Genomic DNA, 23,942 nt, shown 5'->3' on the forward strand with positions numbered 1-23,942 from the left:
TCCTGGTGGGCATGCCGAATCAGCCGCGCGACCCGGCGTCACGCGGCTCTCGAACGGTGGGTTTCAGATGGTCGGTGTGTATTTTCGTGCGTCGGTGACGAATTCGGGATTGCCGTAGGCCACCAGGCGGCGCTCGACCGTGCGGACGACATAGCGGTCGACGGCGGGCGCCAGCCGGGCGAAGCGCGCGGCGAACCGCGCCAGCAGGAACCGCCCGACTATGAAGGGAGCCGTCACGGCGATCCGGGCAAGATCAGCCTGGCCGAGGTCGACGCCCATGGCGCGGGCGGCATGGCGATCACCACGGCAGAAGGCGGCGACGAAACCCGCCTTGCTGTAACTCTTTTCGACCGCGTCGGCGATCCGGTCGAATCGAGTGTTGCCGGCGCGCAGATAGGCCGCCATGGTCGATCTGACCAATTCGCCGCAGGTGGCGTCGTCGAATCCCGCCCGCAACAGCGCGGCACGCGTATGGAAAGCGCGCACAATCGCCTCGGGTGAACTCGGCAGCAACTCCTCGGGCAGCCCGAGCAAGAAGCCGCGGTACCGGCCGAACTCGGCCAGGGCACGTTCCTCGGGGGTGAATTCGGTGCGCCCCTTGCGCAACGCACGCTGGGCGACGATATACAGGTTGATCATCCCGGCGGGCATCTGATCGACCTGTGGCACCGGCACGCCGTAGACAGCGGGATCCCAGCGATCGGACCGAGCGAGCGCGTTGTAGCGAACCATCGAGTGCATGAGCCGCACCATCGCCGCCGCCTCGAAACCCGGCCCGTGCCGGTCGAGCGCGCCGGGCAGCGTGGTGACCGCGAAGAAGTTGGCCGTTTCGTTGACCCGGCGCGCGGCGCGGCGGCCGGACAGTGCGCCGGTCAAGGCCATGGGCAGCGCCGCGTAAGTGTTGGTGAAGGTGGCGATGAACGCGCCCCGCGTCAGGAAGGGCGACAGCAATCCGGCCGAGAAGCGGGCCTGCCTGGCTCCTTCGCCGACCAGGCTCATGTCGATCCAATCGGGGACGGCTTCCATCGACGCGATGAACGCCACCAGTTCCGGCGGCGCGTCGGGCACGGCATCGACGCCCTCCCGACAGGCTCGATGCACCATGCCGATCAAGCTGGTCAGGCTGTATCTCGCGGACAGTGCGGCCAGTGGATCACCCACCGTGTCACCCAGCATGGTCGCCGTGCGGATGAGTTCGACCATTCGGTCGTCGCGCAGCAGAGGTTCCCGGTCGGCGACCCAGGTAGGCAGCGCCGCCGGTTCCCCCGGCAGTGTCGCCAGCCGTTCCGGTTGCCGGTCGAAGTCGATATCACCGTAGAGATCCGGTTGTAGGTCCCGCTGGCCGCGGACGATCTCCGCCAGGCCCGGGTAGTACCTCGTCATAGCACCCTCCAGATAACTAACGCTGCGTGAGTAATACTCACGCGGTGTTAGTTATGTTGTCAAGCACGGTCCGCCGAGATGTGAGATTTACTTGCTGTTCGTCCAGCAAATAACTTACGGTCATTTCGGTACGCCGGCACAGGGACAGCCCCGCCCGGCGCTCGTCGAACACCGACGCGCGAAAGGTAGGACAACGATGACCGAGCCCGAAGAGGGATCTCCGGAGTTCTGGGCCAGACATCGCCCTGATCGGCCTGCGATCGTTTGCGGAAACACCGTCATGACCTACAGGCAGTGGAACGACACCGCCGACCGTGTCGCCGAGGGCCTCGCCCGATGTGGGCTCCGCAGCGGCGATCGACTCGGAATGCGGTTTCGGCTGTCTCCGGAATGGTTCGTGCTCCAGCGCGCCCTGCAGAAACTCGGAGTCGTACAGGTCGCAGTGAACTGGCGACTGACACCGCGCGAGGCCGTCTACATCCTGCGCGACAGCGCCGCGAAAGGGCTGGCGTGCAACGATATCGACGTCGGTGACTGGGAAGCGGAGAACGTGGGCCTGCTGGTGACCGTGGGCCAGGACGACCCCGGCCCAGGGGTCGCCTACGAGGACCTCGCCGAAACCTACGACGCTCTCCCACGCTTCGGCGCTGCCCGCCCCGCGATGGTGCTCTACACCTCGGGCACGACCGGCCGACCGAGAGGCGTGCCGCCGGAGCGCGGGCTCGGCGCGGATCAAGATCGCCTCGCCCGCTACGCGAAGTCGGTGGAGTCGATCCCGCCGCAGCCCGACGGCGTCCGGATCCTGCTCACGATGCCGGTTCATCACGGCGCCGGGCCGATGCTCGCGGCGCAGGCCCACGCGCGCGGCGGGACTGTTGTCGCTCTCGATCCCTTCGTACCCGAGGAGGCGCTGCGGCTGATCGAGGAGCACAAGATCCAGTCCTGGGGCGCCGTGCCCACGATGATGCTGCGTATTCGCAGGCTGTCCGACGATGTTCGTGGGCGTTTCGACACCTCGTCACTGCGAAGTCTCGGCTTGGGCGCGGCCGCCGTACCGCACGACCTCAAAGAGTGGGTGATCGATACCTTTGGCGAGGGCGTCTTGTGGGAGCAGTACGGCGCCAGCGAGGCCGGCATGATCAGCTACACCGAACCCCGATACCAACTGAGCAAACCGGGCACCAGCGGCCGTCCCTACGACGGGGTGGAAATCGCGATCGTCGATCAGGACTGGAACCGGCTGCCGCCCGGGCTGCTGGGTGAGATCGCGGTCAGCACCCCGACCCTGCTGCGCAACTACCTTGGTGGCGCGATGCTCGGCGAAGACGTGATCAAGGACGGTTTCTACCGCACGGGCGACGTCGGCCATCTCGACGACGACGGATTCCTGTTCATCACCGACCGGATCAAGGACATGATCGTGGCGGGCGGGGTGAACATCTATCCGGCCGAGGTCGAGAAGGCGCTGGTGACTCACCCACGGGTGGTCGATGCCGCAGTCATCGGCATCCCCGACGACGAATTCGGTGAGAAGCCCATGGCTTTCGTCGTTGCGGCCACCGGCGCCGAACTCACCGAAGCGGATCTACTGGCCCACCTCGAACCCCGCCTCGCCGGCTACAAACGGCCACGCCGATTCGCCTTCGTCGACGACCTGCCGCGCAACCCGACCGGGAAAGTCGTCAAAACCGAACTACGCCAACCATATTGGGAAGGACGGCAACGCAATGTCTGACCGGTTGGACAGCGCCGACAGGCCCGCTGTCACGACGACGGTGATCGACGAGCAGATCCTGCTCATCCGAATCGACCGCCCCGACCGTCGCAACGCCTTCGACGGAGCGACAGCTCGCGCACTGGAAGCGGCGATCGACCACTACGAGGCCGACGACACGCTGCGCTGCGCGATCCTGACCGGCTCGGACACGGTGTTCTCCGCAGGGCAGGACCTCATCGCCGCCGCGACCGGTGACATGGGAGTCACCGAACGCCGCGGCGCGTTCGGCGTGATGGCCCGGCCTCCGATCAAACCCCTCATCGCCGCCGTCGAGGGGCATGCGCTGGCGGGCGGCCTGGAGTTGTGCCTTGCCTGCGACCTCATCGTGTCCTCGCGCACGGCCGGCATGGGGTTGCCCGAGACCGCGCGGTCGCTGGTGGCCATCGGCGGTGGGTGCTTCCGGCTGCCCAAACGCATTCCCTATCACCTGGCCATGGAACTCATCCTGACCGGAAAGCCGGTGTCGGCAACGCAGTTCGCTGAATTCGGATTGATCAACCGGCTCACCGAGCCGGGCGGTGCCGTCGACGGGGCGCTCGAGCTGGCCCGTGATATCTGCGCCGCCGGGCCGCTGGCCGTGCGGGCGAGCAAGCAGATCGTGGTCAACTCCCAGGCTTGGACCGACGCCGAGTCCTGGACCAACCAAATGAAGTATGTCGCCCCGGTCCAGCAGTCGGAGGATCTGCGTGAGGGCTTACGGGCCTTCGCCGAGAAGCGGGCACCGATATGGAAAGGACGCTGAGATGGCGCGAAAGCCCAGTGTCGAAAGCAGCCTGCTCGCCGGACAGGTCGCGGTCGTGACCGGCGGCTCACGCGGGATCGGCGGTGCCACCGCCACGGTGCTGGCCGCCAACGGCGCCAAGGTTGTCGTCGCCGACGTCGACAAAGACAAGGCCGACGAAATGGTCAGCGCGATCAACGACGTCTACGGACCCGACACGGCCGCGGCATTCGTCGCCGACCTCGTCGCCCCCGGTGTCTGCGACGAACTCGTCGCCTATGCGTGCACGCACTTCGGCGGCCTGGACATCGTGGTGAACAATGCCGGATACGCCTGGGACGGCCGAGTGCACGCCATGACCGACGACCAGTTCCAAGCCATGCTCGATATCCACCTCATCGTCCCGTTCCGGCTCGCCCGCGCGTGTGCCCCCGTATTCCGCGCGGCGGCACAGGCTGATGCCGCGAAAGGAGTCGTGCGCCATCGTAAGACAGTGATGGTGTCGTCGATGGCGGGGCTCATCGGACTCGACGGTGCAGCCAACTACGCTTCGGCCAAGGCCGGCGTGCTCGGATTGATGCGTAGTCTCGCCCAGGAATGGGGCTCGATGAATGTCACGGTGAACGCGGTCGCTTTCGGAATCATCCAAACCCGCTTCGGGCAGCCCCAATCCGATCGCGAAGTCCTGCACACGGGTGGTCGCGAGATCCGGGTCGGCATGTCGGCCAAGCAGGCACAGCGACTGGGCATAGCCGACGCCACCGACATTCCGCCCACCGACGACGAGGTCTACGCGTCGCGACCGATGCCGTTGGTGTCGCTGGGCCGGACAGGCACGATCACTGAAGCCGCCGACGCGATCTTCTGGCTGTGCTCACCGCTGTCGAACTATGTGACCGGCCAGGTAATCCCGGTAAACGGGGGAACACGCTCAATGTGATCGACCACCGCGCCCCCGCCCCGAACTGAGGTTTCCCCGCGATCTCGGATGTCGATTCCACCCACCTCCGATCTGCGGGGAACCTCCTCTCAGGGCTGTAGATAGACCTTGGTGGCCTGCCGCGCGTCCATCGCGCGATAGGCCTCGGCCACGTTGTCCAACGGGGTGACCAGGTCGAAGACCAGGCCGGGATCGATGATGCCGCCGAGCACTCGATCGATCAGATCGGGGAGGAACCGGCGTACCGGCGCCATGCCGCCGCGCACCCCCGCGTGCGAGTGGAAAAGCTGCCGACCCGAAATGTCCACGCCGGCGGGAAGTCCGACGAACCCGATGTTGCCGCCCGGGCGGACGATCCCCAGAGCCTGCTGGAGGGATTCGCCGGTACCCACGCATTCGAGCACCGAGCCGGCGCCCGAACCGGCCGTCAGCTCCCTGACCGCGGCGATGCCCGCCGCACCCCGCTCGGCGACCAGATCGGTGGCCCCGAACCCCAGCGCGAGGCGCTGGCGTTCCGGATTCCGGCTCATCACGATGATCCGCTGCGCGCCCAGCTCTTTCGCCGCGATGACCCCACACAGGCCGACCGCACCGTCACCGACCACGGCGACGACCGCACCAGGACGCACCTCCGCGGCGACCGCCGCGTACCAGCCGGTACCCATGACATCCGACACGGCGAGCAGGCCGGGATAGAGCTCGCGGCCGGGCTGTTCCGGCAGCGCCACGAGGGTGCCGTCGGCCAACGGGATCCGAACCAGCTCCGCCTGGCAACCGGTCACGAGTTCCCTTCTGCGGCAAGCGGAATGGTAGCCGCCGCGGCAATGCTCGCATTCGTTGTCGGAGGCGACGAACGATCCGATGACGAACTGACCAGGCCGCAGCGTAGCGACCTCGCTACCGACTTCCTCGACCACACCGATGTACTCGTGGCCGATCGGCTGCGGTGCGGCAACGGGATGGATGCCCCGATACGACCACAGATCCGTACCGCATACACAGGTCGCCTCGGTCCGGATGATCGCGTCGGTGGGATGCCGGATTTCGGGGTCAGGAACTTCTTCGACCCGGATATCACCAGGTGCGTGAATAATTGTGGCGCGCACTGTGTCTCCCGTCTCGGATGCTCAGGCGGCCGTGGCGGCGGCGAGCACATGGACCGCGCAGACCGCACCGAGCCCCACCATGTGCGCCAAACCGGTTCGCGCCCCGGGATGCTGTCGCACCCCTGCCTCACCACGGATCTGGGTGGTGATCTCCGCGATCTGCGCCAAGCCTGTGGGCCCGAGCGGATGTCCGGCGCCGAGCAGTCCGCCGGAAGTGCTGACCGCGACCCGACCGCCCCGGTCGAACTCCCCCGCCGCCAGGTCGGCCGCGGCGTGGCCTTCCGCGCTGAAGCCCATCGCCTCGAGATACTGCAATTCCTCGACGGTGAACGCGTCGTGCAGTTCGACGAGATCGATCTCGCCAGGGCCGATTCCAGCCTGTTCCAGGGCCAGATCCGAGGTCTCACGGGTGAGTTCGGCGTCGAAACTCTTCGCGCCGTACAGCTGCTCACTGCGCTGCACCGACGACAGCACGCGCACGCAGCGCCGGGGCTCGATCCCGAGGCGGTCGATCGCGTCCTCGGAGACGACGATCGCGGCGGCGGCGCCCTCGCCGATCGGACAGCACTGCAAACGTGTGAGCGCACCGGCGACGGGTGGTCCAGCGAGCACTTCCTCGAGGCTGTATGCCTTGCGCCGCTGCGCATTCGGATTGAGGGCGGCGTTGCCGTAGTTCTTCACCGCGACGGCGGCGAGTTGTTCGGGGCCGATGCCGTAAGTACGCATGAACTCGTCGGCGAGCAGCGCGAAGTGGGCGGCGGGCGTGACCTGCGCGGCCGCGAGCTCCGCAATCCCGGTGTGACGCTGGGCAACCGGCCTGGGCGCCGGTTTGTCGACGCCCAGAGCCAGTGCAACATCACTGATTCCGCTCGCAACCTCCAGACACGCCAACCGGAACGCCGAAGAGCCTGACGCCGAAGCGTTTTCCACCTGGGTCACGGCCGCGCCACTGCGCCCCAGATGCCGCAGCATCGGGCGGGACGCGGCCATGCCCAGCATGGCGGTGCCGGTATAGGTCGCCTCGACCGAGGGCCATTCGACGCCGGCGTCGCCGAGTGCGGCGCGAACCGCGGCCAGCCCGAGCCGGATATAGGGCAGCGCACTCGGTGACCCGAAGGGGTGCAGGCCGATCCCGGCGACGTAGACCGGGCGCAGCTGCCCCAGATGCTTACCCATCACAGCTCCTCGGGGATCGGGGCGAACCGCAGGTCACGTGTGCCGGCACCGCCGGGCGCGGCAACTGTCGTCGCCCGCACCAGGCACCCAGGTCGAGCTTGGTCGGCGTGAATCAAGACACCGCGCACCATCGGACCTTCGGCGAGGGCGATGGAAGCGATGGTGCACGGCGCCTCCCCGTCACCATCGGGATGGTGCCCCACGGTCACCAGCGCCTGAACGCGCCCGAGTCCACTCAGGGCCACCGGCGTCAGGTCCGCGCCGTGTTCGCCGGTCAGCAGGGATCCGGCGTCCTGGTAGGGAAAGGATACGAAGCCGCTGCTGTCACGCACTCCGCGCAATAGCGGGGTACCGTCGGGAAGTACCTCGTACAGCTCCGGTTCGGCGGAAGTCGGTGTCATGGAAGCCTTTTCGAATTCTCCGAGTGAGTTGTCCACGCGTGATCGGCGGACGGTTATGCAGTCGATGCCGCGCTGGGCACCATAACTAACACTGCGTCAGCAATACTCACGCAGTGTTAGTTATGGTGTCAAGTGGCGGTGCGGTCGACGGCCGAAGGCTGCCCCATGTGCCGGTATCGGCGCAGAACGGCCCGCCGCCCAGCGAAGTAGCCGGGATGCGGGTGCGCGCTATCGACTTCCGACGTCGTGAGATTTCTGAACACTCTCGTTCCAGACCACGACGGACACATACGGGACGGAGGCGGTGGGCTGACGCGCGATCCCGCCTCCGACCAGGTACTTTTACCGATTTATCAGATCACGGAGTTCATAATGGTGCCCGCGCTGGTGGCGACGGCGCCGCCGGCCATGGCGCTGGCGATCATCTTGGGCGATTGCAGGCCGCCGCCGTTCCATTTCTCCCAGGCGAAGCGGCCGCCGCCGTAGGTGATGGCGGTGATGCCGGACAGCTGGACCAGCCAGGTGAAGTAGCGGCCCATCTGCATCAGCTTGTCGGCCAGGGGCGGCGCCTCCGGGGCGGGGTTGCCGACAACCTGGGCGACGACGGTGTCTTGTAACGCGCAGAGGATCAGGCTCACTGTCATGCTCCTTTATCGGATGCCGAGGTGAAGAATTCGCCGACCGTGCGGTCTTGTTCAGGCCCATTCAACAACACGAAAAAGGGCGGACAGGGCCGACACACCGCACCTGTCCTGCCCCCTTGTCACCGAGTTTGCGCATCGCCTCCAGTCTGCCGTAGATCCGGTGCTCATGCTTGGGAATTCCTGCCCCGCTGAGGGTTCGCTGAACCTATCCTGAGCGCACGCCCAAGGAAGGAATCTCGATGGCGCAGCCCCAGGTTGACCCCACCCCCGGATTGTCGGCCAGAATCGATACGTCCGTCGCGCACGAAGCCCGCGTCTACGACTACTGGCTCGGCGGAAAGGACAATTACCCGGCCGATCGCGCGCTCGGCGACGCGATCGCGGGGCACATCCCCGCTATCCGGACCATGGCCCAGGCGAACCGGGCCTTCCTCGGGCGCTCGGTGCGTTATCTGGCCCGCGAGGCCGGAATCACCCAGTTCCTCGATATCGGCACCGGCATTCCGACCGCGGGCAACACCCACGAGGTGGCACAGCGGGCCGAACCCAGCGCGCGGGTCGTCTACGTCGACAACGACCCGATCGTGTTGGCCCACGCCCGGGCATTGATGTCGAGTTCGCCGCAGGGCAGAACGACGTTCATCCACGCCGACTTACACGATCCGCGCAGCATCCTGGACGACCCGTCGATCGCTGCCACCCTGGACCTGGAGCGCCCGGTCGCCATCATGCTGGTCGCGGTGCTGATGTACTTCGACGATGAGAACGACCCGCACGGCATCGTCCGGACACTGCTGGACGCGGCTCCTTCCGGGAGCTACCTGGTGATCACGCATCCGACCGCCGACTTCGACGAGCGCGCGATGGCCCGGGTGACGCATTCGGCCGAGGCCGCCGGGATCACCTTCCATCCCCGCAGCCGCGCCGGCACCGAGTCGCTGTTCGCCGGTACCGAGCTGATCGACCCGGGCGTGGTCCCGGTCGTCACCTGGCGGCCCGACCTGGCCGAGCACCCTTCGGCCGAGGCCGTCGACCCGGAATCGGCCTGGTATTGGGCGGGCGTGGGTCGCAAGCCCTGACCGGGCGGAAAAGTTCCATGCGGGAATAGCTACGGGGACGATACGTTCGTTGGAACAAGTTAGTCCAACGAACGAAAGGGGCCGCCGGTGGCGACCGAAACCGTGTCGTCCGGCGTCGGGCTCAGGTCCGAGCGCGGCGCCGTCCTCGGGGCACTCATGCTCTCGACGGGCCTGGTCGCCCTGGATTCCACCATCATCGCCACCGCGATCCTGACCATTACCCAGCAGCTCGGCGGGTTCGCGCAGTTCCCGTGGCTGTTCTCGATCTATCTCCTGGCCCAGGCCGTGACGGTGCCGATCTACGGCAAGCTCGCCGACACCTTCGGCCGCAAACCGGTCCTGCTGTTCGGCATCGCGGTGTTCGCCCTGGGTTCACTGCTGTGCGGCCTGGCCACCAGCATGCTCGGGTTGATCATCTTCCGCGCGATCCAGGGGCTGGGCGCGGGCGCGGTGCAGCCGATGACGCTGACCATCGCCGGCGATCTGTACACGCTGACCGAACGCGCGAAGGTGCAGGGCTACATCGCGGCCGTGTGGGCCACCTCGTCGGTGCTCGGCCCGCTGCTCGGCGGCCTGTTCTCGGAGTATCTGAGCTGGCGGTGGATCTTCCTGGTGAATCTGCCGCTGTCCGCGCTGGCGGCGTGGATGCTGCTGCGGCACTTCAAGGAAGCAGCGCCGAAGCAGCGGCACACCAGAATCGACTATCCGGGCGCCGCCCTGCTCACCCTCGGCGCGGGCGCCCTCATTCTGGGACTGCTGGAAGGCGGCCACGCCTGGGCCTGGACCTCGCCGGTCGGGATCGGCATCTTCGTCGGCGGCGGGCTGGCGCTTGTGGTGTTCGCGCTGGTGGAGCGGCGCGCGGCGAATCCGATTCTGCCGCTGTGGGTCCTCACCCGGCGGGTGATGGTGGCCAGCAGCGTGATCTCGCTGCTGGTGGGTTCGGTGCTGCTCGGATTGACCTCCTATGTCCCGACATTCGCCCAGGGCGTGCTGGGCAGCAGCGCGCTCGTCGCCGGGCTGGGGGTGGGCGCGCTGACCCTGGGCTGGCCGATCACCGGTTCGCTGGCCGGAAAGGTGTACATGCGCATCGGGTTCCGCAACAGCGCGCTGATCGGCAGCGGTGTCGCGGCCGTCGGCGCCGCGTCGCTGCTGCTGGCGGGTGAGGGGTCGACGGTGTGGCAGCTGGCCGGATCGTGCTTCCTCATCGGCCTCGGTATGGGCCTGGTGTCGACGCCGTCGATCATCGCGGCGCAGTCCAGTGCGCAATGGCATGAACGCGGCGTGGTCACCTCGACGAACATGTTCGCCCGTTCGATCGGCAGCGCGGTCGGTGTCGCCGCCTTCGGCGCCATCGTGAACTCCCGGGTGCAGGGCGCCGACCACCCGGCGCCCGCCGTCCTGTCCGCGGCGGTGCACCTGGTGTTCATCGCTGTCGCGGTGGCGACGGTCGTCATGATCGCCGCCTCGCTCATGCTCCCCCGCATGCCGGAAACCCGCTGATTTCCGCATTCGATGCACCGTTGCCGCGCGCGCACCGTTGCGCGGCAGGCGGATTCGGGGTTACCGGGCGGTCTTCAGCCGGGTCAGGGCGAAGTATCCGCCGCACACCAGAACACCCCAGCCCACACCGACGGCGATGGCGGTGCGGCCGCTCTCGGTGAGGAACAGCAGGACGACGACCAGGGCGAGAAAGGCCAGCGCCAGCCAGGTGGTGATCGGTGCACCCGGCAGGCGGTAGTCGCTGGCCGGAAGCAGGCCCTGCTTGACGCGGGCACGGTAGATGAGGTGACAGACCAGGATCATGCCCCAGACGAAGATGATGCCGATCGTGCTCACCGAGGTGATGTAGGCGAACGCCTTGTCCGGTGAGATCACGTTCACGATGACGCCGATGACCATGACCGCGGCCGAGGCGGTGATCCCGATATAGGGCACCGCGCGCGAGCTGAGCTTGTTCAACGCGGCGGGGGCCTCGCCGTGCAGCGACAGGGTGCGCAGCATGCGACCGGTCGAGTAGATACCGGAGTTACAGGACGAGAGCGCCGCGGTGAGCAACACGAAATTGATCAGACCGGCCGCGCCCGGAATGCCGATCTGCTGGAACACCTCCACGAACGGGCTCTTGCCCTCGTGGAAGTTGCGCCAGCTCGACACCGACATGATCACCACGAGCGCGCCCACATAGAACAGCCCGATCCGGAACGGCAGGGTGTTGATCGCCTTGCGCAGGGTCTTGCGCGGTTCGCGTGCCTCCCCCGCGGTGACGCCGACCAGTTCGACACCGACATAGGCGAACAGCACGATCTGCAACACCAGCAGCGACTCACCGAATCCGTTCGGGAACACGCCGCCGTCGGCCCAGAGGTTGGTGACCGTCGGATTGGTCGCGTGGCCGAACCCGATGGTGAGCACGCCGATGCCGAGCAGGATCATGCCGACGATGGCAGTCACCTTGATGGTGGAGAACCAGAATTCGCCCTCGCCGAACAGGCGCACCGAGATCAGGTTCGCCGCGTACATCACCGCCAGCACCACCAGCGCGGTGATCCAGACATCGATATCGAACCAGTACTGCACGTACTTGCCGGCGACGGTGATCTCGGCCATGCAGGTCGCCACCCACACCGCCCAGTAGGACCATCCGGTCACGAATCCGGCGAAGCGACCGAGGAATTCGTGCGCGTACTCGGCGAAGCTGCCGGACACCGGGCGGTAGGTGAGCAGCTCGCCCAGCGCCCGCATGATCACGAAGATGGCCAGACCCGCGACCAGATAGGCCAGGATGAGCGCAGGGCCGGCCTGCTCGATCGCGCCGCCGGCACCGTAGAAGAGGCCGGTGCCGATGGCGCCGCCGATGGCGATCATCTGAATGGTGCGCGGATTCAGTCCGCGCGCGTAGCCCTCTTCGACCGGTCCGGCCGTCCGGGGTGACTCCACGTCCGCTGGTAGCCGACGGTCGGAGGTTGTCATGGCTGTTTCCCTTCCTCGTTCGAGGCGACACGCTACCGGCTGGCTAACAGCCGATGGTCATGCCACGACGCGAGCCGCCGGGGCCGCGAAGGGGATCAGGCGGTCGCCAGCGGGGTTTCGGGAACCGGCTCACGGCGATGATCGTGGAATCCGGGCAGGTAGCGGTCGACCAGCGGGACCATCAGCTGGATCAGCGGTCCGATGCCGAAGGCGTAGACCAGCGTGCCGATGCCGACGCTGCCGCCGAGCAGGAACCCGACAGCCAACACCGTCACCTCGATGCTGGTGCGGATCGACCGGACCGACCATCCGGTGCGGCGAACCAGACCAGTCATCAGGCCATCGCGTGGACCCGGCCCCATTCCCGCGCCGATATACAGCACCGTGGCAACCGCGTTGAGCACGACGGCCAGCAGCATCGCACCCGCCCGGGTAAGTATCGAATCCCAGTCCGGCAGCAGCCACAAACCGGCATCGACCGACAGGCCGATCACGATGACATTGCTGATGGTGCCCAGACCGGGCTTCTGCCGCAACGGGATCCACAGCAGTAGCACCACCACACCGGTGACGGCGGTGACCGCGCCGAAGCTGAGCGGGACATGCGCGGCCACGCCCTGATGGAACACATCCCACGGGTCCAGCCCGAGCCCCGCGCGGATCATCACCGCCATGGAGAACCCGTACAACCACAGCCCGCTGTACAGCGCGGCCAGACGACGAACCAGCATTCGACCAGAATGCCGTTGACTGGCCCGCAAATACAGAGCCAGTTCCCGAACTCTGGCCTGCTGCCCTCAGCCGATCCGGACGACCGGCCCGAACTCACCGGTGAACGGCGCGTCCAGCACGGTGTCGGGACCCTGCCGGGTCAGCGTCACGGTTCCAGTAGCACCGAGGAGCCGGGCGGTACCGGCCAGCGCCACGCCGCGCACGGTGACCGGACCGGTCGGGCACCCCAGCACGATCAGGTATATCTCGGAACCGCGCCGGGTGAACACCACGCGGGTACCGTCCGCGGCCGACGCCGTGGACGTCTGCCACGGCCGGGTCCCGTCGACGGCCTCCCGGTTGACCGCCAGCCACGCGCCGATGGCTTCCAGCCGAGCCTGCTGTTCGGGGACGATCACGCCGCTACCGCCGCTCGGACCCACGTTCAACAGCAGCGCGCCGTTGTTCGCGGCGGCCTCGGCGAGGTCGGCGAGCAGGTCCGCCGGGCGAGCGTAGTCCGCGTCGGTTTCCTGACGGTTGTAGCCGAAAGACCCGCCGATGCCGCGGTCCTGCTGCCAGAACGTGTCCTGCACGGTGTCGAAACCGGTGTACTCGGGCGTGCGGAAGTCGCTGTGCGGCACGGCGGGTGGCGTGGCGAGCCGATCGGCGCCGCCGGGCCGCGACACCACCCATTCCATGAAGCGATCGAATCCCCAGCGCAGCGGCTGCCACCCCATGATCTGCTTCCGGAACGACGCGGTCTGCCAGCGGTCGTTGACGACGCCCTCGGGAACGGTGTTGTAGTAGTCGGCGAACAGCGCGTTCAACCGCTGCTGCCCGGTGGGCCAGCCGATGTCGTTCCAGAGGATGTCCGGCCGATATCGCTGCACCAGTTCACGCACCTGCGCCTCCGCGTAATCGGCGTAGTCGGCGCCGTAGGGCAGGAAGAGGTAGTCCCCCAGCGTGTTCACCACGCGAGGCTGGAACGTCCAGTCGACGCCGCCGGAGTAGTAGAGGCCGAACTTCATCCCCCGCGCCCGCACCGCGGCCGCCAGCTCCCCGACCAGGTCGCGCTTCGATCGGAAATCGGGGGCATGCGGGTTGTGCACGGCCGAAGGCCACAGGGCGTAGCCGTCGGCGTACTTGGCGGTCAGCACCACGTAGGAGGCGCCGGCGGCGCGGAACGACTCGGCCCAGGCGTCCGGGTCCCATCCGGCCAGTTCCGCCTCGAACTTCCGCGCGATATCGGCGTAGTCGGCCGCGCCGTAGGTGGCACGGTGATAGGCCGCCGCCGGGGAATCCGGATCCTTGATCTGGTTGGCGTAGTCCTCGGCATACGGGCTGCGGGTCAGCGCGTGGTCGTAGTCCCCGACGACCGTCTCGGTGAAGGTCCGACCGGTCGGCGCGAAACCCGGGACCGAATACGGGCCCCAATGCAGCATGATCCCGAACTTGGCGTCCTGGAACCAGGCGGGCAGCGGGTGCTTCCGCAGCGAATCCAGCGTGCTGTCGTATGGGCCCGTAGTGGTCATGGCCGCCTTCGCGTCGTCGATACGAGCCCACCGCCAGGATCCGATGCCGAGGACCGCGGCGGCCAGCACCCCCAGCGCCAGCGCGGCGATCCCGGCGCGCAGTGCGATCCGGGCGAGGCGGCGGACACGGGAACCGGAGGTCATAGCACAACGCTATGGGCGGATCACCGGCGCTGTCGTCATACCGAAGACCCATCGCGGGTCGGTCTCCGGTAGTACCGGCGGATGAGCCGCGCGCCCGAGCCGCCGCGGTGCTCACCGACGGGACCGGTGCGCGGCGGTAGCGTCGGCGATATGAACAGTGTCGGGGTTGCCGTGATCGGGTACGGGCTGGCGGGATCGGTATTCCACGCGCCGCTGATCGCCGCCGAACCGCGCATGCGGGTGGCCGCGGTGGTCACCGGATCGGCGCGACGGGCGGCGCAGGCCGAGCGGGAACATCCGGGGGTGCGCGTACTGCCCGACGCGGACGCGCTGTTCGCGGACCTGTCCGGCATCGACCTGGTCGTGATCGCCACACCGAACCGCACCCATGCCCCGCTGGCGCAGCGAGCGCTGGCCGCCGGAGTCGCGGTGGTGGTGGACAAGCCGTTCGCGGTCACCTCCGCCGACGCCGAAGCCCTTGTCGCACAGGCAGACCGCGACGGCCTGCCGCTCACGGTATTCCAGAATCGACGGTGGGATGGCGATTTCCGCACGGTGGGGCACCTGATCAACACCGGCGAACTCGGCGAGGTACGCCGCTTCGAATCCCGTTTCGAACGCTGGCGGCCGGTCCCCAAGGGCGGCTGGCGCGAGGTCGGCGATGCCGCGGACGGTGCGGGCATCCTGCTCGACCTGGGCACGCATCTGCTCGACCAGGCACTGACACTGTTCGGGCCGGTCCGCTCGGTGTACTGCGAACTGGACTGCCGTCGAGCCGGAATCCGGACCGACGACGACGCGTTCCTGGCTCTCACCCACGAATCCGGTGTTCGCTCGCACCTCTGGATGAGCGCCGTGACACCGCGCCTGGGGCCCCGCTTCCGAGTGCTCGGTTCGGCGGCCGGGTACGTCGTGGACGGCCTGGATCCCCAGGAGGCAGCCCTGCGTGCAGGTCGGCGTCCCGGCGAACCTTCGTGGGGCACGGTCGATTCCACGGAGTGGGGCACGCTCGGCGCCGACCCCGGATCGCGCCCGATCCCGACCCTGCCCGGCAACTACCTCGCCTTCTACACCGCCATGGCCGACACCGTGCTGCACGGCGCGCCCGTTCCCGTCGACCCGCGCGATGCCGTGACCGCACTGCACATCCTCGAAACAGCTCGCGCCTCGGCCGCATCCGATGCGGCCCGCGCGGTGTAGGCAAGCACCGGCGTCCGGAACCCGCGGATCGCTGCGCATCCCGCGCGGTGAATTCGTCTGGTGGACCGCGTCCGAGCGCGCCGATAGGGTGCGGCGGTGGACAATGCGGAATTGATCGACCGGGGCGCGTCTATCGCCGATCGGCTACAGACGACCCAGCTGCCGCCGTCGTGGCAGCTGGTGGTGCTCACCGGCGTGATCGCGCTGATACTGGTCGCCTATTCACCGGTGTGGCGGGTGACCCGCAATGTGGTGACCATCGCGCACGAGGGCGGGCACGCGCTGTTCGCGTTGCTCACCGGGCGGCGGCTCAACAGCATCACCCTGCATTCGGACACCTCCGGGCTCACCGTCTCCAGCGGCAAGCCCTACGGCCTCGGCATGATCCTGACCGCTATGGCCGGCTATCCCGCGCCGCCGCTGCTCGGCCTGGGCTTCGCGGCGCTGCTCGGCGCGAACCGCATCACGCTCATGCTGTGGACCGCGATCGTGCTGCTGGCCGCCGTGCTGATCAAGGTGCGCAACGTCTACGGCGTGGTCACCGTATTCGGTTTGGGCGCACTGACGTTCGCGGTGTCCTGGTTCGGCACCGACACGGTGCAGGCCGCCTTCGCCTACCTCGGCGCGTGGTTCCTGCTGCTGGCCGGAGCGCGTCCGGTGCTGGAGTTGCAGCGCGGCCGGCGACGCCGTCAGCGCAATCCCGGCGGCGTCGATTCCGATGCCGATCAGCTCGCCCGCCTCACCCGTCTGCCCGGGCTGCTGTGGGTGCTGATCTTCGGGGGCATCGCCGTCGGCTGCCTGGCGGTAGGTAGTGGGTTCCTCCTCTCCGACGCGACCGGTGTCTGCATTCCGGTGATCTCGGGTGACTGCCCGGCCCCGGCCTGGCTCGGCTGACCCCAGATCCCTCGGGCACGATGGATCCCATGAAACTGCGTATCTTCACCGAGCCGCAGCAGGGCGCGAGCTACGACACCCTGCTGGCGGTAGCGAAAGCCACCGAGGACTTGGGTTTCGACGCGTTCTTCCGCTCGGATCACTACCTGGCCATGGGCGACTCCGACGGCCTGCCCGGGCCCACCGACGCCTGGATCACCCTGGCCGGGCTGGCCCGCGAGACCGAGCGGATCCGGCTGGGCACCCTCGTCACCGCCGCCACCTTCCGGCTGCCCGGCCCACTCGCGATCCAGGTGGCCCAGGTCGACCAGATGTCCGGCGGCCGAGTCGAATTGGGTTTGGGCAGTGGCTGGTTCGCCGCCGAGCACACCGCCTACGGCATTCCGTTCCCGGACGACAAGTTCGCCCGCTTCGAGGAGCAGCTGGCCGTCATCACCGGACTCTGGTCCACGAAATCGGGTGACACCTTCGATTTCGCCGGCGCGCATTTCCAGCTCAGCGGCTCCCCCGCCCTGCCGAAACCGGTGCAGGACCCGGTGCCGGTCATCATCGGCGGCACCGGCCCGAAGCGCACGCCGCGACTGGCCGCACAGTACGCGAGCGAATTCAATGTGCCGTTCCATTCGGTCGAGGACAGCGCCCGGAGTTTCGCGCGGGTCGGCGCGGCCTGCGCGGCCTATGGGCGCACCGTCGAACCGGTGTACTCCAACGCGCTGGTGGTGTGCGTCGGCGCCAGCGATGCCGAGGTCGCACGGCGGGCCGCCGCGATCGGGCGCGAGGTGGACGAGCTCAAGAGCAACGGGCTGGCCGGATCACCCGAAGAGGTGCTGGACAAGATCGGCCGGTACGCCGAAGTGGGCAGCCGGCGGATCTACCTCCAGGTTCTCGACCTCCAGGACCTGGACCACCTGGAGTTGATCGCGTCGAAAGTGCAGTCGCACCTGTGAACTCCGGCCCTGCTCATACGCCCGGCGATCCGGGTGTGTGAGCAGGGCAACCGTTGGATCTGCTAACAATCCGCGCACAGGCGCCGATCCCACCCATGCCGTCGCACATCGACGTAGCTGTGCGCCAGTTCACATCGAAGGCCCGAAAACACAGAATCCCGCGCCGTTCGAGTGCTATTCGCACAGGAGTTCTCTTGAGATCGTTTCGTCGTACCGACCGCCCTGCCGCCGCGCACCAGACCGGCGCCGTGGCCACCGCACTCGTCGCCGTCGGCCTCGCCCTGACCATGGGCGCGGCAACCGCCGGCGCGCGACCGGTCGGCCCCTTCGAGGTGGGCGGCGCGATCGAAGCGGAATTCGACCGAGCGGGCGGAACGGCGGCCCTCGGCGAGCCCACCGCCGCCGAAGCCGACGCGGCGAATGGCGGCAAGTTCCAGACCTTCGCCAACAACGCCGCCATCTACTGGTCCGCCGCGACCGACGCGCACGTCGTCTCCGGGCCGATTCGCGACAAATGGGTCGGACTGGGCGCGGAAAACGGCGCCCTGCGGTATCCGGTGACCAGCGAGTCGCCCGCCGGATCCGGCCTGTTCGCCCACTTCCAGGGCGGCTCCATCTACTACTCCGTCGGCACCGACGCACACCAGATCGGCGGCTACATCCGCGACAAATGGGGGCAGCTCGGCTGGGAGAACAGCCCGCTCGGGTTCCCGCTCACCGACGAGGCCGCCGGCGCCAAGGGCGGCCGCTACAACCTCTTCCCCGGCGGAGCCATCTACTGGTCGGCGAAGACCGGCGCGCACGCGGTGTGGGGCTCCATCCGCGACAGCTGGGCCCGGGCCGGCGGCGACGGCGGCCGCTACGGCTACCCGACCAGCGACGAATACGACTACCAGGGCGGCAAGGCACAGGACTTCCAGGGCGGTCGCATCACCTGGCAGCCCTAGACCTGAGTAGCCTGTCGCCTGTGCAACCGCTTGGCGTGAACGATCCACGATGGATCGGCGACTACCGCATCCTCGGTGTCCTGGGCACCGGAGGGATGGGCAAGGTGTACCTCGGCCGCAATGCGGGCGGGCGCACCGTCGCGGTCAAGGTCATCCGGCCGGACCTGGTCGGCAACGGTGAGTTCCGCGCGCGGTTCGAACGCGAAGTCGTCGCCGCCCAGCGGGTCGGCGGCCGATTCACCGCGCCCGTGCTCGACGCCGACGTCGCCGCGAACCCGCCGTGGCTGGCCACCGGGTACGTCGCCGGGCTGCCGCTCGACGACGCGGTGCGCCGGTTCGGCACCTTCACCGAGGACACGCTGCTGGTCCTGGCGCGTGGTCTGGCCGAAGCGCTGATCGCCGTGCACGGCGCGGGCGTGGTGCACCGCGACCTGAAACCGTCGAATGTGCTGCTGGCCGTGGACGGTCCGAAGGTGATCGACTTCGGCATCGCGCGCGCCGTGGAGGACACCCAGCTCACCACCACCGGAAAGGTCATCGGCTCACCGGGTTTCATGTGCCCGGAGCAGGTCACCGGGGACGCCGTGGGCCCGCCCGGCGACGTGTTCGCGCTCGGCGGTGTCCTGGTGTTCGCGGCCCGTGGACAAGGCCCGTTCGGCACCGGCGAGACCGTGCACATGCTGTGGCGGGTGGTCTACGAGGAACCGAACCTGGACGCGGTGCCCGAACGGTTGCGGCCGATCATCGCTGCCTGCCTGGCCAAGGATCCGGCCGCCCGGCCCACCCCGCATCAGATCCTGGACGAGCTGACCCGGCTCGGCGTGCCCGAAGGCGGCGGCTGGCTGCCCGGACCGGTCCTGCACGAGGTCAGCACGCGCGCCGTGCAGCTGCTCGATCTGGATTCCGGCCACTCGACACCCGAATTCTCGGCCGACACCGGACAGCAGTGGCCCGGTGGCCACACGCCGCCGCCCTGGCCGGGCACCGCGCAGATGCCGGAACAGCATGCGGCATCGGGTTATACGAGCCGCACCGAGCCGACCCAGTTGGCCCAGTCGGTACCGGCCGCACCGAAGCCCCAGCGGCGCGTGGGCCTGATCGCGGGTCTGCTGGCGGTCATCGTGTTGATCGCAGGTGCGGCGTTCTTGGTCGGTAACCAGTTGCGTGACAACGACTCCGGCGCCAGCGCCGACTCGACCGCGCAGACCCCCACGCCCACCACGCCGGCCCCGGCGACCTCGTCGACGCCATCGTCGTCCAGCAGTACGGCTCCGGCCGGAGACGCGGTGCCGAAAGCTTTCGTCGGCAGGTGGAAAGGCTCCGCCCAGGACGGTCTGATCCCCTTCGACATCGAGCTGACCATCACCGACGGCACGCTCGGCGAAGAGGTCGCCACCTCGGCGAACACCGGCAAGGTCTTCGGCACCCGCTGCACTCGCATCGAGACCCTGACCGCGGCCACCGACACTCAGCTGACCTTCCAAGCCCGCCTGGCCCCCGACGCCGCCGGGGGCTGTGCCGACGACGGCAACACCTCTACCGTCAAGCTGCTCCCGGATGGATCGCTGTCCTACAGCACCCCCGGCTACTACGGCGGAACGATCGCAGGCACCCTGCGCAAATCCTGACGGCACGTCGCGTCGCCGAGCACGATCGTCTCGGATACGCTTGCGCTGCTTCCCCACTCCCGCGCTGCGGGATTCGACCGGACGGTGTTGTCCGCTGCCTGATGGTCTCGACGGCGGTCGAGAGCTGACGAACTCGGAGTTTCGATGACGATCGCTGGTGCCCGGAACGCGCTGCTGACCGCGGTGTTCGCTGTAGTGCTCGGTGCCGCTCCCGCGCACGCGGACGTCGTCGACAGTGTCTGTGGCACACCGTTGTCCGCGAGCGAGATCGACACGATCGGGTGGCTTTCCGATACCGCCATGCTGACCGGGTCGTCGATGGACCGTTTGGAGCGCGCCATCGACAACCATCATCGGATCACCGAAATCCTGGTGCGGCACCGGGATCGGCGCGGGTTGCTCGCCCTCGGTCTCGACGGTGTCGAATACGCGGCCGTCCTGCCGCTGCAACGCGATCCGGCGGCCTTCGCCGATCCCGAATGGGCGCACCGGATCAGCCTCGACCTGCTCTCCCGCTTCCTGGACAGCCTGCACGCCGAGTTCACCGGAGCGACCGCCGCGCCGCACTGGGCCCACTACTTCGGCCTGGCCCGCCGGTGCGAGCTCTCCGCCGCACGCGTCGCCATGGCCGGATACAACGCGCACCTCACCGTCGACCTGTCCTACGCTGTCGCGGCCGTGCGCAGCACCCCGGACAATGCCGGCGACTATTTCCGTATCGTCGACGCCATCGCCCAGCAGGGCACTCTGATCATCGACTCCACCAAACAGGTCTACGGCGGCGATCTCGGGCCGCTGTGGCGGTTCTACTTCGTCGGTGCGGGGCTGGATGCCGTGCTCGGGGCCGGTGTCGCCAGCGGCCCCCTGCTGCGCCTGGCCGACGCGGGCGCCAATGTGCTCATCTTCGGCAACGGTCTCGCGCTGCAAGACCCGGCTCTCGCACCGGCGGCGCGCGCCGAAATCGACGCGCTGTGGCCGACCGCCGATGCGGCGTTCGAGGTGTTGAGCGCCAACGGCGGACTGTGAAACAGCGACCGTTTCGGGTAGACCGGAGACATGAGCGCTCGACGACGTGCACCGGTACTCGTCGCGCTGACCGCGATTCTCGCGGCTTGCGCGGGGCCTGAGCCCGCGAGCAGTCCGACGAGCACCCCGGAGTCGCCGGCGCCGATCGAAGAGATCGCGCGCGGACTCGAGGTGCCATGGGGATTGGCGTTCCTGCCCGACGGCGCGGCACTGGTTTCCGAGCGCGACAGCGGCCGGGTGCTGCGAGTAGGCCGTGGGGAGCCGGAACAGGTCCACCAGGTATCCGGTGTGGTGGCGCGCGGCGAAGGCGGACTGCTGGGGTTGGCCGTAGCCCGGGACTACGCCGAAACCGGTTTGGTATACGCGTATTTCACCGGCGCCGACGACAATCGGATCGTGCGATTCCGCCCGGGCGGCCCGCAGGAGACGGTGTTCTCCGGGATCGCCAAGGCGGGCAACCACAATGGCGGCCGGATCGCCTTCGGCCCGGACGACATGCTCTATGTCGGAACCGGCGACGCGGGCGCGCCCGACCGCTCCCCCGATCCCACCAGCCCCAACGGAAAGATCCTGCGAATCACACCCGACGGCCGGCCCGCGCCCGGCAATCCGACCCCCGGATCGCCGGTCTACAGCCGCGGCCACCGCAATGTCCAAGGCTTGGCCTGGGATGCTTCCGGCCGCTTGTTCGCCGCCGAATTCGGCCAGAACCGCCTCGACGAGATCAATATCATCGAGCCCGGAAACGATTACGGCTGGCCCGCTGTCGAGGGCACCGGCGGCACCGCTCGCGGCTCCACCGACCCGGTGCTGACCTGGCCCACCTCGGCCGCTTCCCCCTCGGGCATCGCGATCGCCGGCACTACCCTCTACGCCGCCGCCCTGCGCGGCGAACGCCTCTGGACCGCTACCCTCACCGGCGACACCCTCGTCGACCCCCGTGCCCTCTTCCACAACACCTACGGCCGCCTCCGCACGATCGCCACCGCCCCCGACGGCACCCTTTGGCTCACCACCTCCAACACCGACGGCCGCGGCACCCCCGACCCGGCCGACGACCGCATCCTCCGCTTTCCCGCCATGCGATGACATCTGGCGGTCGCCGCCCCGCGCCTATGCTGTCGTTGTGTGAATGGTGCTGAGCCACAACCGCTCTCGATAGCGATCGACCGACCGGTTCGCCTCTCCGGCGGTGTCGGGACGGCGAATTATGGTTAGGCGCTGTGTGTCTCGGGAGAACGAGTACGATCGGGATCCGTGGACGGTCCTCATGTGCGCGAGCAGCTACACCTCAGGTGCTGGACGTGCTGCGCGAGCTGTCCTCCACCATGATTCGTGACTCGGTTGGTGAGGCACGGTCGCGACCAGCCAGCGCAGAACGAGCAACCCGTCGCCACGGTGGTGTCGGCGGAGCGACGGTCGACTCGCGCTGACGCTTCATCGGTTCGGCTGCATTTCTGACGATTTCTGTTCCATTACCTGGAGAAGGCGTTGACCAGACAATACGATCCTCGACCACCTCACGCATCGCCGGGCATGCCGGTCGGTCCCCTCGGCGAGGGGCAGCTCATCCCCTTGTACACCGAGGAGTTCGCTGCCGATCCACACAAGGTCTACGGGGAGATGCGCCTTCGGCACAAGACTCTGGCGCCGGTCGAGCTATCGCCGGGCGTTCCCGCGACGTTGGTGATCGGCTATCAGACGGCGGTCCGCATCGGTAACGACGAGCCCCACTTTCCCGCCGATCCGCGCACCTGGCAGCAGAACATTCCCGACGAATGTCCTGTGAAGCCGATGATGGAACATCGGAAGAACGCACTGCGCAGTGCCGGTGCCGAGCACAAGCGTTATCGCGACGCGAGTGTTGCCAGCATGTCGGCGATCAACCTCTTCACGGTGCAGGACGACATCGAGAAGTTCGCGGTCCCGGTCATCGAAACCTTCCGGCACGACGGTCACGCCGACCTGCTCACCCAATACGCTCTTCCGGTCACCTTCGCCTATGTGAACCACATGGTCGGCTGTCCGGCGGAGATCGGCCAGAAGGTCGCCACCGGAATGGCGATGATGTTCGAAGGCGACCGCGCGGCCGAGGGCCAGATGATGTTCCAGACGGGGCTGGGCGAGCTGGTGGACCTCAAAACCCAGTATCCCGGCGATGATGTGACATCGCGGCTGATCGCGCACTCGGCCGCTCTCACCCGCGAAGAACTGATCCAGCAGCTGGTGACCATCTATGGCGCCGGCATCGAGCCGCTGGTCAACCTCATCTCCAACACGCTGCTGCTGATGCTGCGAGACCCACGCTACTTCGGTCCCGCGTCGTTGACGACGACCGATGCCGTCAACGAACTCCTCTTCACAGATCCGCCCCTGGCCAATTTCGGGTTCACCTATCCGCCCCAGCCCATCTATGTCGACGGTGAATGGCTTCCCGCCCATCAGCCGGTGGTCATCAGCATGGCGGCATGCAACACCGATCCCGCCGTTTTCGGCCCGCTCACCGACAACCGATCCCATATCGCCTGGGGCACCGGCCCGCATGTCTGCCCGGCCAAGGACGTCGTGACCCAGGTCGCTCGGCACGCGATCGACTTCCTCTTCGACTTGTTGCCGGCGCTCGGACTCGACCCGGCCGCCGAGCTGGAGTGGCGCCCCGGATTCGTCCACCGGTCACTGGCAGCGCTGCCCGTGGTCTTCGACCCGCGCGGCTAGC

The 23,942-nt window shown here is 67.9% G+C and carries 21 protein-coding genes; 13 read left to right on the top strand and 8 right to left on the bottom strand.

All coding sequences use genetic code 11. The features are described 5' to 3' along the window. Positions 1-63 precede the first annotated feature (63 nt). Positions 64-1,383, bottom strand: coding sequence for a DUF2236 domain-containing protein (locus ACFVMC_RS25785; protein WP_379214326.1), 1,320 nt, complete (start codon positions 1,381-1,383; stop codon positions 64-66). 196 nt (positions 1,384-1,579) lie between these two features. Here ACFVMC_RS25785 and ACFVMC_RS25790 point away from each other — a divergent pair, with 196 nt between their 5' ends. The 3 genes from ACFVMC_RS25790 to ACFVMC_RS25800 are packed head-to-tail and all read left to right on the top strand — an operon-like array spanning position 1,580 to position 4,821. Continuing rightward, positions 1,580-3,118: a class I adenylate-forming enzyme family protein gene (locus tag ACFVMC_RS25790; RefSeq protein WP_379214328.1), complete on the top strand. Its 1,539-nt coding sequence runs from the start codon at positions 1,580-1,582 to the stop codon at positions 3,116-3,118. Next, on the top strand, positions 3,111-3,902 hold the full coding sequence (locus ACFVMC_RS25795) for a crotonase/enoyl-CoA hydratase family protein (protein WP_379214330.1): 792 nt from the start codon (positions 3,111-3,113) through the stop codon (positions 3,900-3,902). The genes ACFVMC_RS25790 and ACFVMC_RS25795 overlap by 8 nt, the downstream gene beginning before the upstream one ends. 1 nt (position 3,903) lies before the next feature. Further along, entirely contained in the window at positions 3,904-4,821 is a 918-nt protein-coding gene (locus ACFVMC_RS25800) for an SDR family NAD(P)-dependent oxidoreductase (protein ID WP_379214332.1), read from the top strand. A gap of 89 nt (positions 4,822-4,910) precedes the next feature. On the opposite strand, the gene ACFVMC_RS25805 is transcribed toward ACFVMC_RS25800, so the two are convergent. From ACFVMC_RS25805 to ACFVMC_RS25820, 4 genes are all read right to left on the bottom strand, one after another. Continuing rightward, entirely contained in the window at positions 4,911-5,927 is a 1,017-nt protein-coding gene (locus tag ACFVMC_RS25805) for a zinc-binding dehydrogenase (RefSeq protein ID WP_379214334.1), read from the bottom strand. 21 nt (positions 5,928-5,948) lie between these two features. Further along, a complete protein-coding gene (locus tag ACFVMC_RS25810; protein WP_379214336.1) occupies positions 5,949-7,103 on the bottom strand; it encodes a thiolase family protein in 1,155 nt (384 codons plus the stop codon). Beyond that, a complete protein-coding gene (locus ACFVMC_RS25815; RefSeq protein WP_379214338.1) occupies positions 7,103-7,504 on the bottom strand; it encodes a hypothetical protein in 402 nt (133 codons plus the stop codon). The genes ACFVMC_RS25810 and ACFVMC_RS25815 overlap by 1 nt, the downstream gene beginning before the upstream one ends. 353 nt (positions 7,505-7,857) lie before the next feature. Continuing rightward, positions 7,858-8,142 (bottom strand): hypothetical protein, encoded by a 285-nt coding sequence (locus ACFVMC_RS25820; RefSeq protein WP_379214340.1) that lies wholly within the window; start codon positions 8,140-8,142, stop codon positions 7,858-7,860. A 245-nt stretch (positions 8,143-8,387) separates the two neighbouring features. Between ACFVMC_RS25820 and ACFVMC_RS25825 the strand changes: the two genes are divergently transcribed. Next, positions 8,388-9,227 (top strand): SAM-dependent methyltransferase, encoded by an 840-nt coding sequence (locus ACFVMC_RS25825; protein ID WP_379214342.1) that lies wholly within the window; start codon positions 8,388-8,390, stop codon positions 9,225-9,227. An 87-nt stretch (positions 9,228-9,314) separates the two neighbouring features. Next, on the top strand, positions 9,315-10,727 hold the full coding sequence (locus ACFVMC_RS25830; protein ID WP_379214344.1) for an MDR family MFS transporter: 1,413 nt from the start codon (positions 9,315-9,317) through the stop codon (positions 10,725-10,727). A 60-nt stretch (positions 10,728-10,787) separates the two neighbouring features. Here ACFVMC_RS25830 and ACFVMC_RS25835 read toward each other — a convergent pair whose 3' ends face one another. The 3 genes from ACFVMC_RS25835 to ACFVMC_RS25845 all read right to left on the bottom strand — a co-directional run bounded on the left by ACFVMC_RS25835 (position 10,788) and on the right by ACFVMC_RS25845 (position 14,584). Next, entirely contained in the window at positions 10,788-12,197 is a 1,410-nt protein-coding gene (locus ACFVMC_RS25835; protein WP_379214346.1) for an amino acid permease, read from the bottom strand. A gap of 95 nt (positions 12,198-12,292) precedes the next feature. Next, entirely contained in the window at positions 12,293-12,928 is a 636-nt protein-coding gene (locus ACFVMC_RS25840) for a YitT family protein (protein ID WP_379214347.1), read from the bottom strand. A gap of 66 nt (positions 12,929-12,994) precedes the next feature. After that, positions 12,995-14,584 carry an alpha-L-fucosidase gene (locus ACFVMC_RS25845; protein ID WP_379214349.1) on the bottom strand — a complete coding sequence of 530 codons (1,590 nt, stop codon included), beginning with the start codon at positions 14,582-14,584 and terminating at the stop codon, positions 12,995-12,997. Positions 14,585-14,734: 150 nt separating this feature from the next. Here ACFVMC_RS25845 and ACFVMC_RS25850 point away from each other — a divergent pair, with 150 nt between their 5' ends. From ACFVMC_RS25850 to ACFVMC_RS25885, 8 genes are all read left to right on the top strand, one after another. Then, positions 14,735-15,784 carry a Gfo/Idh/MocA family oxidoreductase gene (locus ACFVMC_RS25850; RefSeq protein ID WP_379214351.1) on the top strand — a complete coding sequence of 350 codons (1,050 nt, stop codon included), beginning with the start codon at positions 14,735-14,737 and terminating at the stop codon, positions 15,782-15,784. A 96-nt stretch (positions 15,785-15,880) separates the two neighbouring features. Continuing rightward, complete coding sequence (locus ACFVMC_RS25855; RefSeq protein WP_379214353.1) at positions 15,881-16,678, top strand: M50 family metallopeptidase; 798 nt, start codon at positions 15,881-15,883, stop codon at positions 16,676-16,678. 29 nt (positions 16,679-16,707) lie between these two features. After that, complete coding sequence (locus ACFVMC_RS25860; RefSeq protein ID WP_379214355.1) at positions 16,708-17,625, top strand: LLM class F420-dependent oxidoreductase; 918 nt, start codon at positions 16,708-16,710, stop codon at positions 17,623-17,625. Between the two features lie 194 nt (positions 17,626-17,819). After that, entirely contained in the window at positions 17,820-18,572 is a 753-nt protein-coding gene (locus tag ACFVMC_RS25865) for an LGFP repeat-containing protein (protein WP_379214356.1), read from the top strand. Between the two features lie 20 nt (positions 18,573-18,592). Beyond that, complete coding sequence (locus ACFVMC_RS25870) at positions 18,593-20,200, top strand: protein kinase (protein WP_379214358.1); 1,608 nt, start codon at positions 18,593-18,595, stop codon at positions 20,198-20,200. Between the two features lie 144 nt (positions 20,201-20,344). Continuing rightward, positions 20,345-21,226 (top strand): DUF5995 family protein, encoded by an 882-nt coding sequence (locus ACFVMC_RS25875; protein WP_379214360.1) that lies wholly within the window; start codon positions 20,345-20,347, stop codon positions 21,224-21,226. A gap of 30 nt (positions 21,227-21,256) precedes the next feature. Then, positions 21,257-22,315, top strand: coding sequence for a PQQ-dependent sugar dehydrogenase (locus ACFVMC_RS25880; protein WP_379214362.1), 1,059 nt, complete (start codon positions 21,257-21,259; stop codon positions 22,313-22,315). A gap of 447 nt (positions 22,316-22,762) precedes the next feature. Next, a complete protein-coding gene (locus ACFVMC_RS25885) occupies positions 22,763-23,941 on the top strand; it encodes a cytochrome P450 (RefSeq protein ID WP_379214364.1) in 1,179 nt (392 codons plus the stop codon). Position 23,942 lies beyond the last annotated feature (1 nt).

This window comes from Nocardia sp. NPDC127579 (genome assembly GCF_042672005.1).
Lineage (GTDB): Bacteria > Actinomycetota > Actinomycetes > Mycobacteriales > Mycobacteriaceae > Nocardia.

What these genes read in the sequence shown, in the direction of transcription:
- ACFVMC_RS25785 (WP_379214326.1), bottom strand. Translation starts at nt 1,383, where the DNA reads ATGACGAGGTACTACCCGGGCCTGGCGGAGATCGTCCGCGGCCAGCGG.
- ACFVMC_RS25790 (WP_379214328.1), top strand. Translation starts at nt 1,580, where the DNA reads ATGACCGAGCCCGAAGAGGGATCTCCGGAGTTCTGGGCCAGACATCGC.
- ACFVMC_RS25795 (WP_379214330.1), top strand. Translation starts at nt 3,111, where the DNA reads ATGTCTGACCGGTTGGACAGCGCCGACAGGCCCGCTGTCACGACGACG.
- ACFVMC_RS25800 (WP_379214332.1), top strand. Translation starts at nt 3,904, where the DNA reads ATGGCGCGAAAGCCCAGTGTCGAAAGCAGCCTGCTCGCCGGACAGGTC.
- ACFVMC_RS25810 (WP_379214336.1), bottom strand. Translation starts at nt 7,103, where the DNA reads ATGGGTAAGCATCTGGGGCAGCTGCGCCCGGTCTACGTCGCCGGGATC.
- ACFVMC_RS25815 (WP_379214338.1), bottom strand. Translation starts at nt 7,504, where the DNA reads ATGACACCGACTTCCGCCGAACCGGAGCTGTACGAGGTACTTCCCGAC.
- ACFVMC_RS25825 (WP_379214342.1), top strand. Translation starts at nt 8,388, where the DNA reads ATGGCGCAGCCCCAGGTTGACCCCACCCCCGGATTGTCGGCCAGAATC.
- ACFVMC_RS25835 (WP_379214346.1), bottom strand. Translation starts at nt 12,197, where the DNA reads ATGACAACCTCCGACCGTCGGCTACCAGCGGACGTGGAGTCACCCCGG.
- ACFVMC_RS25840 (WP_379214347.1), bottom strand. Translation starts at nt 12,928, where the DNA reads ATGCTGGTTCGTCGTCTGGCCGCGCTGTACAGCGGGCTGTGGTTGTAC.
- ACFVMC_RS25845 (WP_379214349.1), bottom strand. Translation starts at nt 14,584, where the DNA reads ATGACCTCCGGTTCCCGTGTCCGCCGCCTCGCCCGGATCGCACTGCGC.
- ACFVMC_RS25850 (WP_379214351.1), top strand. Translation starts at nt 14,735, where the DNA reads ATGAACAGTGTCGGGGTTGCCGTGATCGGGTACGGGCTGGCGGGATCG.
- ACFVMC_RS25860 (WP_379214355.1), top strand. Translation starts at nt 16,708, where the DNA reads ATGAAACTGCGTATCTTCACCGAGCCGCAGCAGGGCGCGAGCTACGAC.
- ACFVMC_RS25875 (WP_379214360.1), top strand. Translation starts at nt 20,345, where the DNA reads ATGACGATCGCTGGTGCCCGGAACGCGCTGCTGACCGCGGTGTTCGCT.
- ACFVMC_RS25880 (WP_379214362.1), top strand. Translation starts at nt 21,257, where the DNA reads ATGAGCGCTCGACGACGTGCACCGGTACTCGTCGCGCTGACCGCGATT.
- ACFVMC_RS25885 (WP_379214364.1), top strand. Translation starts at nt 22,763, where the DNA reads ATGCCGGTCGGTCCCCTCGGCGAGGGGCAGCTCATCCCCTTGTACACC.